This is a genomic window from Deltaproteobacteria bacterium (assembly GCA_017302835.1).
Lineage (GTDB): Bacteria > Bdellovibrionota > Bdellovibrionia > Bdellovibrionales > Bdellovibrionaceae > UBA2316.
The window spans coordinates 209664-226232 of sequence record JAFLCC010000002.1 but is presented as its reverse complement, the minus strand read 5'-3'; the positions used below and the strand labels follow the sequence as shown (position 1 = coordinate 226232).

Sequence of the window (16569 nt, the reverse complement as noted above, 5' to 3'; positions counted from 1 at the left end):
CTAATCCTTTATCTTGTCTCTGTTGGCAACTACTAAATTGAGTAATGACATGCTCGTCTCTACAACTTCATTTTCTGTTTTTTGAATTTGATGTTGAAACACTCCGTAAGAAACGATTGCCACAATAGCAACTAAAAGACCGAAAGCGGTGCAATTCAGAGCATGGGAAATTCCTTGAGAAAGAAGCTGAGCTTTTGTCGCGTTATCTGCCTCAGAAACAGCTCTAAAAGATCCAATCATTCCCATGATTGTACCCAATAACCCAGCTAACACCGCCACATTTCCAAATACAGCTAAAAAGGATGTCATACCTTCTATCTTAGGCATTTCTCTCAGAACCGAAGCGTCCATAGCGACTTGAATTTCCTCATCAGGTCTTTTATTTAATGCTTGCACTAACCCTGCCTTGACTGTGTTCGTTAAGGGAGACGGCCTTGAATCACAATGTGAAATAGCTTGTCGAATGTCGCCATTAACAACCATCCTAAAAATGCTGTCCGTAAAATCCCGTTTATTAACAAGTAAAGAATTCAGCTTCATCATCCTTTCAATAACAAGAATAACCGTTAATATGGCAAAAATAGCAATGATATACATGACCCATCCACCCTCACAGAAAGCTCTGGCGATAAAACTATTCGGATCACATTGTTGTATTGGGTTCACTTTAGTCCTCCTTAATTAAATAACTTTATTTATCATTTCTAAAAACAAATGGATACATAACCTCTGCCGTCGTATCCTTTGGCGGATCAGGAAAAACAATAGTTGCAAGCCTTTCTGCGATACACTTTTCAATTTCCCGATTGTTAAGTGTCGAGCTTGAAACTCTCACATTTTTAGCTACTCCATTATTTACTATCTCCCACTTTAAGACAACCTTTCCTTCTAAAGATTTTCGTCCTGATTTATCTAACCTATTCAGCTCTTGATTGTAACAACCTCTTATTAAATTTAAATTATAAGTGATTCTTCTTCTTACAGCATCTTTATCAATGGAACCCTCAAAACTCTCCTCACTTCCACCAGCTTGAATAGCAACTGTTGTTTTATCTCCGAAACCATCAATGGACCCATAACTACTGGTTCCTCCAGCTCGGCCTTTTGTCCCAATTCCCGAAATGCCTTCGGTAGCTGTCCCTTTTCCTCCACGGCCCGTGTCTTTAAATTTTGATCCTAAATCTTCACCTGGACGGTCTTCACCAAATCCTGTTGATCCACTGGCTTTATCTGCGCTCCCTAAAATATCTCCAGCTCCCTGATAGGCCTGATCCATTTTAGATCTTACTCCCCCCGAACCGAATGCACTAAATAAACCAATTTTACTGACATCTTTTTTATCACTTTGTGCATTGGCTCCAGCTTGAGATCCAATTTTAACAGCTCCACCTTGACGTAATGATGTAAATTTTTTGAGCTTATTTTGTGAATTGGCAATAGGCGCCACTTCAACAGCTTTTTTGGCAACTTGATTTGATACCGCTTTATTTTGAGAAGGAATCTTTCCTTTTACCGAAGCTTCACGATTTGCATCGGAGGCTTTCACCTTTACGATCTCGGGCTCGGGAGGTTTTATTTTTGGCAACTCTGGAGGAGTTGGCGGCTCGGGAGGTTTAGGTTGTTTTGGTTTTTCATTGAATAAAACTTCTGCAGTGTAAGTTGTTTTTATTTCTGTTGGATTAGGTTGAGTTTTTGAAGTCATCGTTGAAACATAAAATGCTAACATCAAGGACATCAAAACTGACAATGCAATGCTACCAATTTCAGAACTCGATAACAACAACGGGGCAAACGGCACAACGCCCGTATTCTCAACAAAACGAATGCAAAGCCCCAGATTTTTATCCGGTAAGTTTACAAAGAGCAAATCCCCCTGATCTAATCTCACCTGAAAGCCTTGTGACATTTTACTGGCTTTTCCCATGGAAAATAAAGTTTCCTCAGTCAATGAGGTTTTTAAATTAAGAAGCTCAACTTCCGAACCCACTGGTAAAAAAACTTTCAAGGTTGTTGAAATTTCAAGAAGTGGCCAATTTAAGGGTAACGAACTTGATGGGATATTAATCTGCTTTTCCTGTTCTGGCCCGACCTTAACTATTCCTTTATGCTTAAAATGATAACTCTGAATAACTCTTTCATTCCAAGTAAGGTTGACTTCAATCACACTACCCCTCGTCGGCGATAAATATGACTTCAAACTATGAATCTGACCTGGAGGAGCAAAAGAGACCCTCTTCTTTTTGCGCGTTGACTTTACAGGACTTAATTTATCAATTTGGGGTTTTGAAACTTGATTAAAATTAGATTTCTTAGAGTCTTTAATTTCCTTTGTTTTTTTTATAAGGTTGTCGTTAGCAGATGTCTGCTTCGACAATGGTTGTTTATCTTGAACCTTGACGACGTCAATGCCTTCTGTCTTCACAGCTGATGAATCAAGGGTCTCTTGAGACTTAGGAATCCCAACTGGCTTTGGAATTCCAATGAAAAACACGAGTTTAAATTTGCCAACAAAAATTTCATCCCCAGATTGAATGGGTTCATCAAGAACGGCTTGACCATTTTTAAAGGTGCCGTTTTGCGAACCTAAATCACAGATATAATATCCGCTATCTCTTTTTTCAATTAAACAATGAATAGGGGAAATGGAATCGTCGGACAATACCAATTGCGCTTCTAAATTAGAACCCACAACAATTTGATCAATAGTGAATTGCTTCACTTCATTCAGTTGATTGTTTTTGTAAACTCGCAATATTACTGGTGGTTTCAATTAACACCCCGAACTCGCTGAACATCCTCTGAGGTTTTTCGCATCTCAGGTAAAAAGTTTTCTCTCAATTTGATTAGCCTCTTATAGTTAAAATTTTTCTTTTGAAATAAATAAAAAAGTTCTGGTTTTTGTGTGGAACCTTCCACTAATTCATTCTCAAAATTTAACGTGGCCTTCTTGTCTTTGATTTTCACATAATTAGATTTATTAGTCACGTTTGTTGACTGGGCAAAACTATACGAAAGTCCTAAAAGAAAAATTAATAATAACTTTTGTGTTCTACTCACTTTTGCCCCTTTCGTGCTATCAACTCAAGCTCTTGTATCTTATTCCTTGACTGTTCAGGGATTCCAATAAACTTCAATTTCTGCAAAACTTCCAAGCCCTCTTGATTCTTTTTCAAATGTTCAATCAGTAAAATCGAAAAATTAAATAACACTTCCTTGTTACTACTATTCTCCTTCAGGGCCTCTCTGTATACAGATTCTGCATTTTCATATTTACCCAACCCAACCAGTGAAATGGCATAATTATTTAGAACCCGAAAATCCTTAATTCCCCGTTTATAAGAATTTTCTAAAACCAAGTTAGCTTTTTCATAGTCATAGGCTTTTATGTAGATTGAGCCCGCATTGCTCGCACTCACGGAATCATTTGGATTTAACTCTAGAGCCTTTTTAAATTGCCTTAACGCTTCATTTCTTTCCTCATTACCCAATAACACAATTCCCAAGTTTGAATAGACTTCAAAAGTAGGATTATTTTTCTGGGCCCTAAAAAGTAAATTCTTAGCAAGGTTAAATTGCCCTTTTTTGTAATAAACCATTGCCATAGCATTGAGCGCTTTGAAATCATTTGAATTTTGAATCAACAACCGTGAGCTTTCTTTTAAAACCCCTTCATCATCTTGATTTTTTATGTACACAGCTAATTGTGAAGATGAGCTTGCCGCGCTTTCACTTGTCCCCATCATTGGCTGTGGCGCCGATTGATTTCGATCAGAAGACTGAGCCGATTTCTCTTTTCTTACATTCATTGAATTATTTTCACCGAAGTCTAATCTTTCGTTTTCATTCTTGGAGCTTGCACTTACCGCATTATTTTTATATGAGCTGGAACAAGCTGAAAGGATCAAATAACTCATGCACCATAGAATTTTTATCATAAGGACATCCAGTTGATAAAACGAGTATCAAATTTCATTTCTCCAGAATTATAATATCTTTTTGGATCTTGTTTATTCATAAATTGATATGATTTTTCAAAATCATAATTATAACTTTCAAACTCAAATCCTCTTTCTACTGCTAATTTATAACTTTCTCTTGAACGATTTAAAAATGGTTCAGCTAGTTTTGGCAATGAATCTCTGTACTGCTTTTCTAAGTCAGCACCTAATCCTTTAGGAACAGGTGACTTTAAAATGGCACTTGCCATGTGCTCATTAGCTTCACCTAATAAGCTTAAAGCGCTAATGATCTCATTTGGGCTATTTAAAGCCACAACATCGTTTAATTCTTTATTTAATTTATTTAGCACACTGATTTTTTCTTCAACTGCTTTTTTTTGCTTTTCTGGTTGGTTAGGAATTTTTACTTCGATCAATTCTGAAAACGTTTCTTTGGCTTTTTTTAACTTAACCATTGCAACCCATTTGCTTCCAATATTTTTTTTGGCAACAGATAATCGTTTTTGAACACCTAACAATCTATCTTCCCACTGATACGACTGACTTGATCCTTTGAGTTCATAAATCTTTCCCATCCAATAGTAAGACTCAAGTAACTTTTCTCCATCTCCTGGATTGTTATCTATATACTCTTTATATTTTTCTTGCGCCTTAGTAAGCTGATCAGATTTTCTATATAAATCGGCAAGTACATACATCAAATCTAATTTTTCTTTCCACTTTTTAAGACCCTTAACATACTCCTCATAATCTGCTATCGCCTGAACATAGTGGCCTTGAGCCTCTTTCATAACAGCAATATTGTATAAAAAGTTCTGATTTTGTTTAGACTTTTGATCTTCCTTAATCAGTTGTTTATATAACTTGATGGACTCATCAAACAAAACAGCTTCCTGAAAAAGTTTAGCAAGAAATATCTTCGCTTTATATTTGAGATCTTTTTTGTCTTGATTCGAATTAAGAACTAACAAATAAGAGTTTTTTGCTTTCTCATTTTGAGCAGATTTTTCATAATTAACTCCTGCATTAAACAAAGCAATGATAGCAAAAGTAGATTTTGGATTCTGTTTTGCAAAATTAAAAAAAGCTTCCGCACTTTCCAAATATTTACCCTCTGCTTCAAAGTCCTGACCTTTTTTAAAACTTGCCTTTTCTAATACTTCCTTAATTTCACTACCCGCCTTGGTTGCGGCCAGACTTTCATTCTTTAAAAGCTCGCTTGCTGCGAACTCTAGACCCACATAGTCTTTCTTTAGATTATAGATATCCAACATTAAATTTGCTGAATATTCGGCATATTTAGTTTTAGGATATTTTGAAACAATTTCCTTAAAAACCTTATTCGCATCTGCAAAATAATTGTGTTGATACATCAAACGACCCTGTCTAAATTTTATCTCAGGAACCTTATCTGAATTTGGAAGTTTTTCCAGATACCAGTTAGACGCTTTAATAAATCTATCCACTGTAGGACTCAACGGAATGGGTTCTAAGCTTTTAGAATCTCTTTTGGCCAAATCTTTTTCACCAGGTAAACTTTTTTCAACTGCAATCAACAAACTCGAAGCTGAATTTTCGTAAAATTTACTCTGCGGAGAGTTGTCAATAATCCATTTATATTGCACACCCGCCTCATCGTACTTTTTCATATCATAAAGTAATTCTCCATAATAAAAATGCATATCCGAACTTTGCTGAGTCGTTGCAAATTCAGACAGATACAAATTATACCCCTCAATAGCCATGCTTTGTGAGTTCTTCGATCGTGAATTTTGAGCCGTTTGATGTTGTTGCAATGTCCAAATTCTTAAAGTTTTTTCTCTTAACTTCATTGAGTTTTCTATTAATTCAGCATTTGACTGATTAGCCTGGTACCAAGGCGACGTCGAACCATATTCCTTAATCCATTTATATAATTCTGATTTAAAGGCTGGCGAATTTTTTGAGTAAAAATAGATCTGAACTATTTGATATTGAAACTCAAAAGCTTTAGGACTAGTTGGATTTTGTGAAATCAAATATTGAAAAATCTTATGAGCAGATTGTTTTTGCCCTTTGTCTGCTGAGTAATAGGCCAATTTCTCTAAATAAAAATTAGCCTGCGCTCCCGTCAAATCATTGAAATACTGAATTGAATTCTCAAGATCTCCTGCCGCTGCGTAAAAAACAATGATATCCTTAAGAGCTTCACCCTCTAATTTAGCTTTAATCTTTTTGGCGTTGTCACGATCTTCAAGATTTCTATTCTTCTGAATAATATGCTCCATGTATTTAAGTGCCTCGTTGAATCTTCCCAACCTATACAGACACCATGCCCCTTTATAAGTAGCCATGACATTCAAACTATGACGTTGATTCTTTATTACTGAAGAATACTTTTGATAGGCCACTTTCCATTTTTCAAGTTCGAAATAATGCTCGCCAAGAGCAAAATTGGACTCGTCGACAAAAGGGCTTTGCGGGTATTTTGCTGTCAATTCAGAATAATATTTCTCTGCCTTTGCTGGCTCACCTAATTCAAAATAATTAAATCCTAAAAAATAGAGCGCTTGGGGAACTTTTGGATCCTTAGGGAAATCTTTCTGAAACCACTCGTAAAGCTGAACTGATTTTTTGAAATAATTCTTTGCCTCTTCTGTGTCTAGTTTCGGTTTTTGACTGATTTTTTTTTGCTGATACAAAACCAATTTTTTATCAAATTCTTTTTGCATCCGATAATCTATTAAGGATCCCTTTTCAACATAAAGTTCAGCTAATCTTAGCCACAGCTCTCCACGATTATTTGAATCTTTAAATTTTTTTGTTAACTTAAATAGCTCTTGAATTTGTTCATCTAAAATTTTTTCATATTCCACCATCTTAGAAATACTATCTGATTTTATGATCTCGTAAGCTTTAATGGGTTTGACGCTATCCAAATTGTGCTCATTTCTCACTTTTTCGAATTGAATCGGGTCATACTTAGGTATGAGCGCCTTTCCTTTTTCACTGGAATTTAATTTCCCACCCCTACTTTTTAAGCTTACTTGAGACAGCAACTCTCCCACTGTTTTTTTAGTTTTTCCATAAGATGGATTCAAAAACAAATTACTTACTATAACTAAAACTATGAGGAATTGATTCCCCTGATTTACATGCTTTACATCCATAAATTACTCACAACTTTGCTTCCCTAAATAGTGATAATTTCCTATTTCATCTAACCAATATTCACCTTTAAAAGGATAAAATTCAAAACCATTTTCAATATAAAATTCTCTATCTAACTGATTATCTATAGGTGAAGGCAAATCTCTTCCACCAATTTTCTTTCGTAACAGTTCCTTTTTTCCATTGATCATCTCGTACCGAATAAAACTTGATTGTTCAAAAAGATCTAACAGGTCCTCCTTCATGTTTTGCAAATGAATTTTTACTAGATCACCAATCAATACTTTGGTATTTTTGATTCTCGTATTAAGAACTCGGACAGAGTATTGCCCTAAGCCAGACGCACGATATGATCCGCTCGATTCAATTGATGTTTTTTCATCTTGAATTTTTTTCAGATAATTTAAACTTCTTCGAACATCACCCTCTTCACCAATATTTTTTAAAACCAAATAAGGTATTTTCAATGAACCAGAGTTTCCATCTAACTTTTTATCAAAAAGTTTTTTCTCTAATTCATTATAATAGGATATCGCTTCACTATTGTTGTTCAGAAAATTTGATATTTTCGCTTTGACTGGCTCATAAGTCTTTTCAAACAAAGTCAAAACTTTTTCCATTTCATCATATTTACAGATATATAAATATACGATAGCTCTTAACAATAAGGATTCAGGAATATAGAAATCATCATAATAGGCGGAATGTAAGGATTGAAAATTTGACAATGCGGATCTGAATCTGGCGCCCCTTAACATCGCCCATGATTGCTCAAACAAAGCATCATGCCACATAAAATGGTCTCGCGGTATTTGAGCGTACATCTCGATCGCCGTATCCCAGTCCTGCTTTTGATAGTAGGCCCTCGCCATTCCCATTTGTGCAGCTATCTTATTAGTATCGGTAATCGATCCATTGCTTCGATGTTCAATCAACTGCTTGAAGGTCGCTAATGCTGGCTCCGTTTTATTCATCTCCAAATATGCCATTGCCTTATTAAAAAGAGCCTGGTTATTATAACTACTACCAAATGAAACCTTTCCAAAGGAATTAACGGCATCCTCAAAGTCTTTATTTTTCAACTTGATTTCACCTATTCTAAAGTAAATCATATCTTTATTGTTTTCAGGAAAATCATTCACATCCACTTTTGATACGGCGTAATTCAACAAAGTATCATCTCCCAAAGAATCAGCAACTAAAGATAACTCCTCTATTGCTTTTTTAAGATATCTTTGATTGCCACTTCGAATGACATCAACATACTGGTAGGCCGCCACTTGAGAATACTTCATCTCTTGCAACATTTTTCCCAAGATATATTTTATTTGTGGTCTTTCATTTACCAATTCAGGCCTTCTCACTAAGTTAAATAATGCCTGAGCGGCCGATTGATATTGACCTGACTGAGCCAAATTTAAAGCGTTGGATAATTGATTCTTCAACGAACTATCTTTTATTGTCGTGGCGACAGGCTTTTCTTGTATAAGTTGTTTCCTTGTCCTGGCTAGGGTCACCGTTGAAAGTAAAATGATAATTAGAATTGTCTTCATCTATATTTGGCCTCCGGCAAGAAAAAACTTGCACCCGCTGAAAAGAATAAGTTATTAATCATCCCCTCTTCGTTTATTGCTTTTGCACTAAAAAAATTCCAACTAAAATCCCATCGTAGCGCAAAACTTTTACTCACCGCAAATATTTGACCAGTAGAAACTTGCACCGTTCCTATTCCATTTTTAGCATGGGTTTTTGTTTTCCCTCCTCCTAATCCAAAATAGAAATCAAAGGGTATTATCTTTTTGTTAAACCAAGTCATTTTACCATATATAGGCACCCATAATAAATTCGCCCCCAAATACTCCTTTGTGTAACTCAAGCTGTCGGTTCCTATGTTTTGAACAGAGAAAAGTTCTTTGGTTGCTTGCGCTTCTGTTGAACTTAAAGAAAAATATTGCAATTCAATGCCGAACATTTCGGTTAAAAAATAGCTCCCTTTTAACGTGGCCCCAAAAGTATTATAAAAGGGATCATTGGTTGTTAAAGACAGCCCACCAAATATTTGAAATCTATTTGTCTTAGGTAAAAATCTTTTTTGAATAACCGAAACCTCACTAAAAGGAGCTAAACTAGTTAATTCAGAAAACTCATTTCTTTTTATTGAAGTATCTGTGGGAATAAAAGACTTTCTTGTTTTAGGTTTAGGTTTAGATCCTTCTAATTCAAGTTCGATAATATTTAATTCTTCATTTTCAGTTTCTTGAGACAGGATAGCAAAAGGAAATAAATAAATAACAATGACCATTATATTTTTTATTATTTTTGTCCAGTTACTCATCACTTACCCTTTGTTTAAAATATATAGCTTATTCCTAAATCAAGAACCGAGGTCAAAGTCAGTCTTTCCGAAAAATCAGAATACTTCGGAGCCGGTTCATTGCAACTATCTGTTGTTGAGTTTTTTATGCCTTCATGCTTTCCAGGTTCACACTTCAAAAATGGAATAGGCGCCTGATTTACAAAAACTCTAAAATCAAATCTAAATGAAAAATTTTTATTGAAATAAAATTTTTGCCCCAGCCCTGCCGCGACTCCTGGAAAGGTTTTGTGTGGGTATTTTAAAAGTCCCGCAGCTAAAGTTCCAAAAAAATGAAAATTGGTTACGATATATTTTGATAAGCTAAATTTTCCGTAAAAGGCTTTCCAATTGTAATCAAAAAATAAACTGGAATCAATCGTTGGAGCTCTTGTAAAATCGAGCTTGTATTCATCATTTAATTGTTTGGCATACGTTGAAACTCCAGAAAAATTTTTACTTAACATCAAGCCATAAGCATTTTCCTCAGACGCGTGATAATATCCACTAAAACCCAGCTTACTGACATTGGCTATTGGCTCTGTCAAAGCCCAGCCGTAGAAAAATGACATTTCCATTTTATTGGCGGTTACAATATTACGGCTGCGTACACTATCGTTTTTATCAAAAACCGGCGTCACTGACTCTTTTGCCAATTCTTCCACAGGTAACTGAATTAAGGCCCTAACTCCACAAGGCTGCAAAATCAGAATAAAAATAATTATAATTTTAATTCCCTTTCGAACCATTACATTCCCCTTTACAAACTTCCATTTTCAAGCACAATTTCGCATATTTCACGAACTGCACCCTTGCCACCATGGTTTTGCGTAATATAATTGGCTTTCTCTCTTACACTTGGAAGTGCTTCTGGAACTGTCACACCAAATCCTGCTTTTTCAATTAATGGGATATCAAAAATATCGTCCCCCATATATAGAATTTGTTCATCGTTAAAGCCTGTTTTTTCTTTTATTTCCTGATAGGCTGGAAGCTTATTCAAACTGCCTTCATAGAAAAAATGAATTTTCAAAACTTTGGCTCTTTCTTTTACATCTTCACTTCGACTCCCCGTAATGAAAGCAATTTGGTAGCCTCTTTCAATTAGTTTTTGAATTCCATAACCATCACGGATCGAAAAATTTCTTCGCCATTCACCCGGCTGTATCATCCAAACATGATTATCTGTCATGATACCATCCACATCAAAGGCTATAAGTTTTAATGGTTTAACTTTGTCTACTGATAACAACATGAATCTATTCTCAGAAATATAATAGACTTGGGCAAGTGCTCCCTTATTTTCAGGACTAGATTCTCGACCTAAAGTCTATAATGAAATAAATTCGGCAGAGATGGCCCAGTAGATTTTTCTATTATTTCTATGAGTGTCGACGAAAGACTAGTTACAAGTTAATTCAAATTGATAGAAACAGAAATAAAAATAAAGACTACCTGATCTTAACTTTAATTAAATCCTGCAAGTGCAATAATCCCACTGGTTTTTTGGGATGGGTCGAATTCCTGTCTAGCACAAAAAGCATTTGAATTCTAAATTGCTCCATAAGAAATAATGCCTTTTCTGCCAACTCTGAAAGATCAATGGTTCTAGGGTTAATGGTCATAATATCTTGAGATTGGCCCTCCAAAGGGTTTTGATTTTTCTCGAGCCTTCTTCTTAAGTCTCCATCAGTGATAACCCCGATAAGTTCCTCATTCTCATTTATAACTCCAGCACAACCCCTAACATCTCTATGAGTCATGATAGAAACGACCTCTTTAATTGGAGTTGATATTTTCACTAAGGGAACAGAATCTCCTGTATGCATGATATCCTTAACTCTCGTTAATAATTTGAAGCCTAAGCTCCCTCCGGGATGATATTGAGCAAATTCCTCGGCAGTGAAATTCAGTTTTTTCAACACTGCCATAGCTAAGGCATCGCCCATGGCTAAGGTAGCTGTCGTTGAAGCTGTTGGCGCTAAATTCAATGGGCAAGCTTCTTTATTTACTTTAATCTGAATGACTTTACTCGCAGATTTTGCCAACGAGCTATTGGCGTTCCCAGTGATCGCAATAACTGGAATTCCCTTTCGGGCAGAGTAATTTAATATCGTGGTTAACTCTAAACTCTCACCCCCATAGGAAATAGCTAAGATGATATCACCAGAACTAATAATTCCTAGGTCTCCATGCGAGCTTTCTGCTGGATGAAGATACACCGAGGGCGTACCTGTTGAAGAAAAGGTGCTCGAAATTTTTCTGCCAACATGTCCCGATTTTCCAATTCCTGAAACAATTAATTTTCCCTTGCAGGCAGCGATCAAATCAACCGCCTCAATAAAATCTTGATTCAAATATTCTTTACATTTTAAAATGGCTTGTGCCTCTATTTCTAAAACTTCTTTAGCTTGTTCTAAAATCAAATTTGGCACTTTCTGACTCCAGTTTAACATTGTTTTTAACCTTTTTATGACTTGTCTTCATAAGTCCTGCTTTTATAAAACTCACAAACAAAGGGTGGGGATCTAATGGCTTTGATTTAAATTCAGGATGAAACTGAACTCCTACAAACCAAGGATGATCTGGCAATTCGATAATTTCAACTAAGTTTCTTTCTTTGCATATTCCCGAAGCCTCTAGACCTCTTTTTTGTAATAGATCTTTAAATTTATTATTAAATTCATATCGATGACGATGTCGCTCTAGAATTCGATGACTTTTATAAACTTGGAAAGCCTTTGATTTATCTTTTATATCGCAAGGAAAAGCCCCTAGTCTCATCGTTCCGCCCTTATGAGAATGATTTTTTTGTTCATCCATAAAATCAATAACAAATTGACCTTGTCGTTGATTTTCTTTTACAAACTCTCTGGACGTGGCTTCCTTGACTCCACAAACATTCCTTGCAAACTCGATCGTTGCCAATTGCATTCCTAAACAAATTCCAAAGAAGGGGACCTGTTTTTCTCTGGCATACTTAATCGCCGCCAACTTTCCCTCTACGCCCCTAATCCCAAATCCGCCAGGGACTAGGATTCCATCCACATTGCTTAAAACCTGAATCACGTTTTTATCATTCAATTTTTCTGAATCCACATAAATGATATCCACATGGGCATTGTTTGCAATCCCGCCGTGAATGATAGCCTCATTTAACGATTTATAACTCTCCTTAAGATCCACATATTTTCCAACAATACCAATAGTGAGTTTTGATTTTGGCCCTTTAATAATAGCGACCGTTTTAGTCCATCCATTTAAGTTAAGTTTAGAGGTTTTTAATTCGAGTTGTTTTATAATCAAATCATCCAATTTTTCTTTATGCAATGAGATTGGCACTTCATAAATGGTAGAAGAATCCTGCGCCGCAATGACATTCTCTGGATCCACGGAACAAAACAAAGCGATTTTTTTCTTTAAGGAAGCATCGATAATTTTCTCGCTCCGACAAACCAAAAAATCGGGTTGCAATCCAATTTCCCTTAGCTCCTTCACCGAATGTTGAGTGGGCTTACTCTTTAGCTCTCCGGCCGCTTGAATATATGGCACATAAGTCACATGAACAAGTGCTGAATTGGATTTCCCCATTTCATGCCTCAGCTGTCTTATGGCTTCCAAAAATGGCTGCCCCTCAATATCTCCAACTGTACCACCGATTTCTACAATGATAACCTCAGCTCCTTGAGCACAATCCCAAACTCTTTGTTTTATTTCATCTGTAATGTGGGGAATAACTTGAACTGTTCCCCCTAAAAAATCCCCTCTTCTTTCTCTTTGAATAACCGTATCGTATATTTGACCCGTGGTTACTGAATTTAATCTTGTCATAATGGCAGAGGTAAATCTTTCGTAGTGGCCTAAATCAAGATCTGTCTCAGCCCCATCTTCCGTGACATAAACTTCACCATGCTGAAAGGGAGACATTGTTCCCGGGTCTACGTTCAAATACGGGTCAAATTTCATAATCGTCACGCCAATGCCTCGAGCTTCCAATAAAGCCCCCAAGCTCGCGGCCGTCAAACCTTTTCCAATTGAAGAAACCACTCCACCCGTTACAAAAATAAATTTTTGTTTTAGCTCTCTCTTCGCTGATTTTTTAGTTGAAATCTTTTTTGTCATTTAACTCTCATTATTTTGTTGTTAGGAGCGTTCGGCTCACTTTAGTTATTTAGTTCTATTGTATAGTTCTAATTCTGCAATCCTAATTGTTTTAACTGTTTTTCAACCTTTTGTATATCTTCCGGGACATCCACACCATGAAAAAAATGATTTGTTTTTAAAACTTTAATTTTAGCTCCCAAGTACAAGGCTCTTAGTTGTTCTAAATTTTCCTGAAGCTCTAACTCTACTGGATCTGCTTTGCAAAAACGCTCAAGAAAAGCATACTGATAACCATAAATACCAATATGCTTCATGCAGGCGGTTAAAGGAAAATCTAATTTCTGATTTAGCCCTCTTGAAAAGGGAATTGGGAAACGGCTAAAATAAATAGCCTCTGATTTTTGATTGCAAATAACTTTTACGTTATTCAAAGAACTCAATTCATTTAGTTCTTTGAAATCTTGCCCCAGGGTAACCATATCTATTTCCAATGTTGAAACGAAGCAATTGACTATCTGATCTATAACTTCTGGATGAATCAAAGGCTCGTCACCTTGTATATTTATCACTATATCTGGCTTTCTATTTTTAATGGCAGAATAGACTCTGTCAGTTCCCGACGGCAAATTAGGGTCTGTCATTATAACTTGAATATTTTCATTTGATAATTCATTGGCAATTTCTACACTGTCTGTGGCCACAATAAGTTCAGTCAGCATTTTAGATTTTAAACAATTTTCAACGACCCTCTTTATCATCGATTTTCCAGCGATTTTAGCTAGCGGTTTATTAGGAAACCGAGTTGACTTCAGTCGCGAAGGAATCACTCCAAAAACTTTAAACTTTTCCATAAAGTCGACCTGTTCTTATAATTTAGAATATACAATTTTTTTAAGAATATGTTCGCGCAAATCATCTAGACCCTTTTTTTTTAAAGATGAACAGACAAAAATATTTTTTAATAACGCTTCTTCTTTAATCAATTGCACACGTTTAAGTATTTGAGAATTACCAAGCTTATCCGCCTTCGTCAGAACTAAAATCAATGAAAGTCCAAAATGTTCGGCATATTCTTTCATTTGTTTTTCTTCTTGAGCCCAATCGCGACGGATATCCATTACTAAAACAATAGCTTTCAGTTTTTCAGAATGACTCAGATATCCTTCAATCATCTCATTCCAACTATCAACTTCATCTCGACTTCTTGCCGCAAATCCGTATCCAGGCATATCAACCAAAAGGTATTGGTCATTAAAGTTGAAAAAACTGAGAAGACGAGTTTTTCCTGGTGTTTTACTTACATTTGCTATTTTGCGATCAACCAAAGAGTTAATCAGTGAAGACTTTCCCGCATTGGATCGCCCTGCGAAGGCTACCTCTTTAAGTTTTGTTACGGGAAAATCCTTTGGAAAAACAGCACTTTTAATATATTTTACAGATGGCATATTTTTAATTAATACCTATTAAGAACGAGGTCAATAGGCATGTAAAACTTGCCTTGTAACTGACAGCGTCGCATTTAAAGAATTTATCAAGTCCAAAGTTCCATTATTTCTCTATTCTCAGAATTAAGAAAGAATGCTTCGCTCAATATCACGTAAAATATTTATAAGGACCTCCCTTAATCAAAAACAAATGGCATCAGAATTGATTACTCCGTTTATCAACTCAACACCTAACCATTTCGGAGAATATAATTATGAAATTTACATTAAAAGCACTTAACAGAGATCATGATGAAATTGAAGTCGTCGATTTTATGACCATCGGCTCAGATAAAAGTTGTCATATCCACTTTTCAGAAAGTCAAATTGAAGAACGTCACTTCCGAATTGAATTTAGAAACAATCTTCCCTTCCTTAAAGACCTCCGAAGTCGAACAGGAACATGGCTAAATGATATAAAAACTGAGGACTCCATACTTAATCATAATGACATCATCAAAATGGGCGAAGTTGAACTTCAATTTATAGATAAGGCACTTGCCACCCAGTTTCCATTAAAAAGTAAAAATGTCGTATGGAATACAGAACTTTTAAGCCTTGGATCAGGATCAAAAAGTGATTTTCCAATTTTAATTTTAGGGTCTTCTGGAACAGGAAAAGAAGTTCTAGCTAAAGCGATTCATGAATCTTCAAAACGAAAAAATGGACCTTTGATCTCGGTAAACTGTTCGGCCCTTACTGAAACACTTGTTGAATCCGAACTCTTCGGTCATGTCAAAGGGAGTTTCACAGGAGCTATCCAAGACAGAAAAGGCGCTTTTGAGTCTGCAAGAGGGGGAACTCTTTTTTTAGATGAGATTGGTGATTTAAGCTACACGCTCCAAGCAAAACTATTAAGAGCCCTTGAAAACAATGAAATCAGACCTGTGGGAAGTGATAAAACCATTCAAACTGATGTTAGAATTATTGCAGCTACACATCAAAATTTATTAGAAAAAATTAGAGAAGGCTCTTTTCGATTTGATCTTTATTACAGACTTAATGTAATTCAAGTCACCCCTCCTGATTTAATTAACAGAATGGAAGATTTTGACTTACTCCTGGGAGAGTTTTGCCGCCACTACCGGGTGAGATTTAATTTTAACGGTATAAGCTTATTAAAAAAATATTCTTGGCCTGGAAATATTCGGGAATTAAAGAACCTCATTGCTCGGGCCAGTGCTCTTTATCCATCCCAACAAATAACAGAATCCTTAGTCGAAAAACTATTAGACAAACCGATTAAAAAAAATACGGATGAAGAAACTCAGGAAAATACGTCAACCCTTCCTGTTATCAAAGAAATCGAAAGGCAAATGATTATCAAAAGGCTTAAAGTCAATAAAGGAAATCAAAGACTCACCGCCAATGACTTAGGAATGCCAAAAAGTACTCTTCATGATCGGCTGAAATATTATGATATTGATGTTAAAACATTTAAAATTTATAAATAAAAACCAAGAATTCTGATTTTGCCCAGGGCTTACACCCGAAACCTTGTTCGGGCGCAAAGGAACTG

General features: G+C 35.8%; 14 protein-coding genes. 1 reads left to right on the top strand and 13 read right to left on the bottom strand.

The annotated features are described in order from the left end of the window. The 13 genes from J0M15_03090 to J0M15_03030 all read right to left on the bottom strand — a co-directional run bounded on the left by J0M15_03090 (window position 1) and on the right by J0M15_03030 (window position 15011). Window positions 1–597 carry a MotA/TolQ/ExbB proton channel family protein gene (locus J0M15_03090; protein ID MBN8536015.1) on the bottom strand — a complete coding sequence of 199 codons (597 nt, stop codon included), beginning with the start codon at window positions 595–597 and terminating at the stop codon, window positions 1–3. Between the two features lie 94 nt (window positions 598–691). Then, window positions 692–2770 (bottom strand): FHA domain-containing protein, encoded by a 2079-nt coding sequence (locus J0M15_03085; GenBank protein MBN8536014.1) that lies wholly within the window; start codon window positions 2768–2770, stop codon window positions 692–694. After that, a complete protein-coding gene (locus tag J0M15_03080; protein MBN8536013.1) occupies window positions 2767–3057 on the bottom strand; it encodes a hypothetical protein in 291 nt (96 codons plus the stop codon). The genes J0M15_03085 and J0M15_03080 overlap by 4 nt, the downstream gene beginning before the upstream one ends. Beyond that, on the bottom strand, window positions 3054–3935 hold the full coding sequence (locus tag J0M15_03075) for a tetratricopeptide repeat protein (GenBank protein MBN8536012.1): 882 nt from the start codon (window positions 3933–3935) through the stop codon (window positions 3054–3056). Before J0M15_03075 ends, J0M15_03080 begins: the two co-directional genes overlap by 4 nt. Continuing rightward, the gene (locus tag J0M15_03070; protein ID MBN8536011.1) at window positions 3932–7108 is read right to left on the bottom strand and encodes a tetratricopeptide repeat protein; all 3177 of its coding nucleotides are present in this window, start codon (window positions 7106–7108) and stop codon (window positions 3932–3934) included. The genes J0M15_03075 and J0M15_03070 overlap by 4 nt, the downstream gene beginning before the upstream one ends. A gap of 3 nt (window positions 7109–7111) precedes the next feature. Beyond that, window positions 7112–8662 carry a tetratricopeptide repeat protein gene (locus J0M15_03065; GenBank protein ID MBN8536010.1) on the bottom strand — a complete coding sequence of 517 codons (1551 nt, stop codon included), beginning with the start codon at window positions 8660–8662 and terminating at the stop codon, window positions 7112–7114. Further along, window positions 8659–9444, bottom strand: a complete 786-nt coding sequence (locus J0M15_03060; protein MBN8536009.1) for an outer membrane beta-barrel domain-containing protein — start codon at window positions 9442–9444, stop codon at window positions 8659–8661. The genes J0M15_03065 and J0M15_03060 overlap by 4 nt, the downstream gene beginning before the upstream one ends. A gap of 14 nt (window positions 9445–9458) precedes the next feature. Then, window positions 9459–10211, bottom strand: a complete 753-nt coding sequence (locus J0M15_03055) for an outer membrane beta-barrel domain-containing protein (GenBank protein ID MBN8536008.1) — start codon at window positions 10209–10211, stop codon at window positions 9459–9461. A gap of 11 nt (window positions 10212–10222) precedes the next feature. Next, window positions 10223–10717, bottom strand: coding sequence for an HAD hydrolase family protein (locus tag J0M15_03050; protein MBN8536007.1), 495 nt, complete (start codon window positions 10715–10717; stop codon window positions 10223–10225). Window positions 10718–10913: 196 nt separating this feature from the next. Beyond that, the gene (locus J0M15_03045; GenBank protein MBN8536006.1) at window positions 10914–11918 is read right to left on the bottom strand and encodes a KpsF/GutQ family sugar-phosphate isomerase; all 1005 of its coding nucleotides are present in this window, start codon (window positions 11916–11918) and stop codon (window positions 10914–10916) included. Beyond that, window positions 11869–13584, bottom strand: a complete 1716-nt coding sequence (locus J0M15_03040) for a CTP synthase (protein ID MBN8536005.1) — start codon at window positions 13582–13584, stop codon at window positions 11869–11871. Before J0M15_03040 ends, J0M15_03045 begins: the two co-directional genes overlap by 50 nt. Before the next feature lie 68 nt (window positions 13585–13652). Then, window positions 13653–14417, bottom strand: coding sequence for a 3-deoxy-manno-octulosonate cytidylyltransferase (kdsB, locus tag J0M15_03035; protein MBN8536004.1), 765 nt, complete (start codon window positions 14415–14417; stop codon window positions 13653–13655). Window positions 14418–14432: 15 nt separating this feature from the next. Next, entirely contained in the window at window positions 14433–15011 is a 579-nt protein-coding gene (locus J0M15_03030; GenBank protein MBN8536003.1) for a YihA family ribosome biogenesis GTP-binding protein, read from the bottom strand. Window positions 15012–15265: 254 nt separating this feature from the next. Here J0M15_03030 and J0M15_03025 point away from each other — a divergent pair, with 254 nt between their 5' ends. Further along, on the top strand, window positions 15266–16504 hold the full coding sequence (locus J0M15_03025; protein ID MBN8536002.1) for a sigma 54-interacting transcriptional regulator: 1239 nt from the start codon (window positions 15266–15268) through the stop codon (window positions 16502–16504). The last annotated feature ends 65 nt before the right edge of the window (window positions 16505–16569 follow it).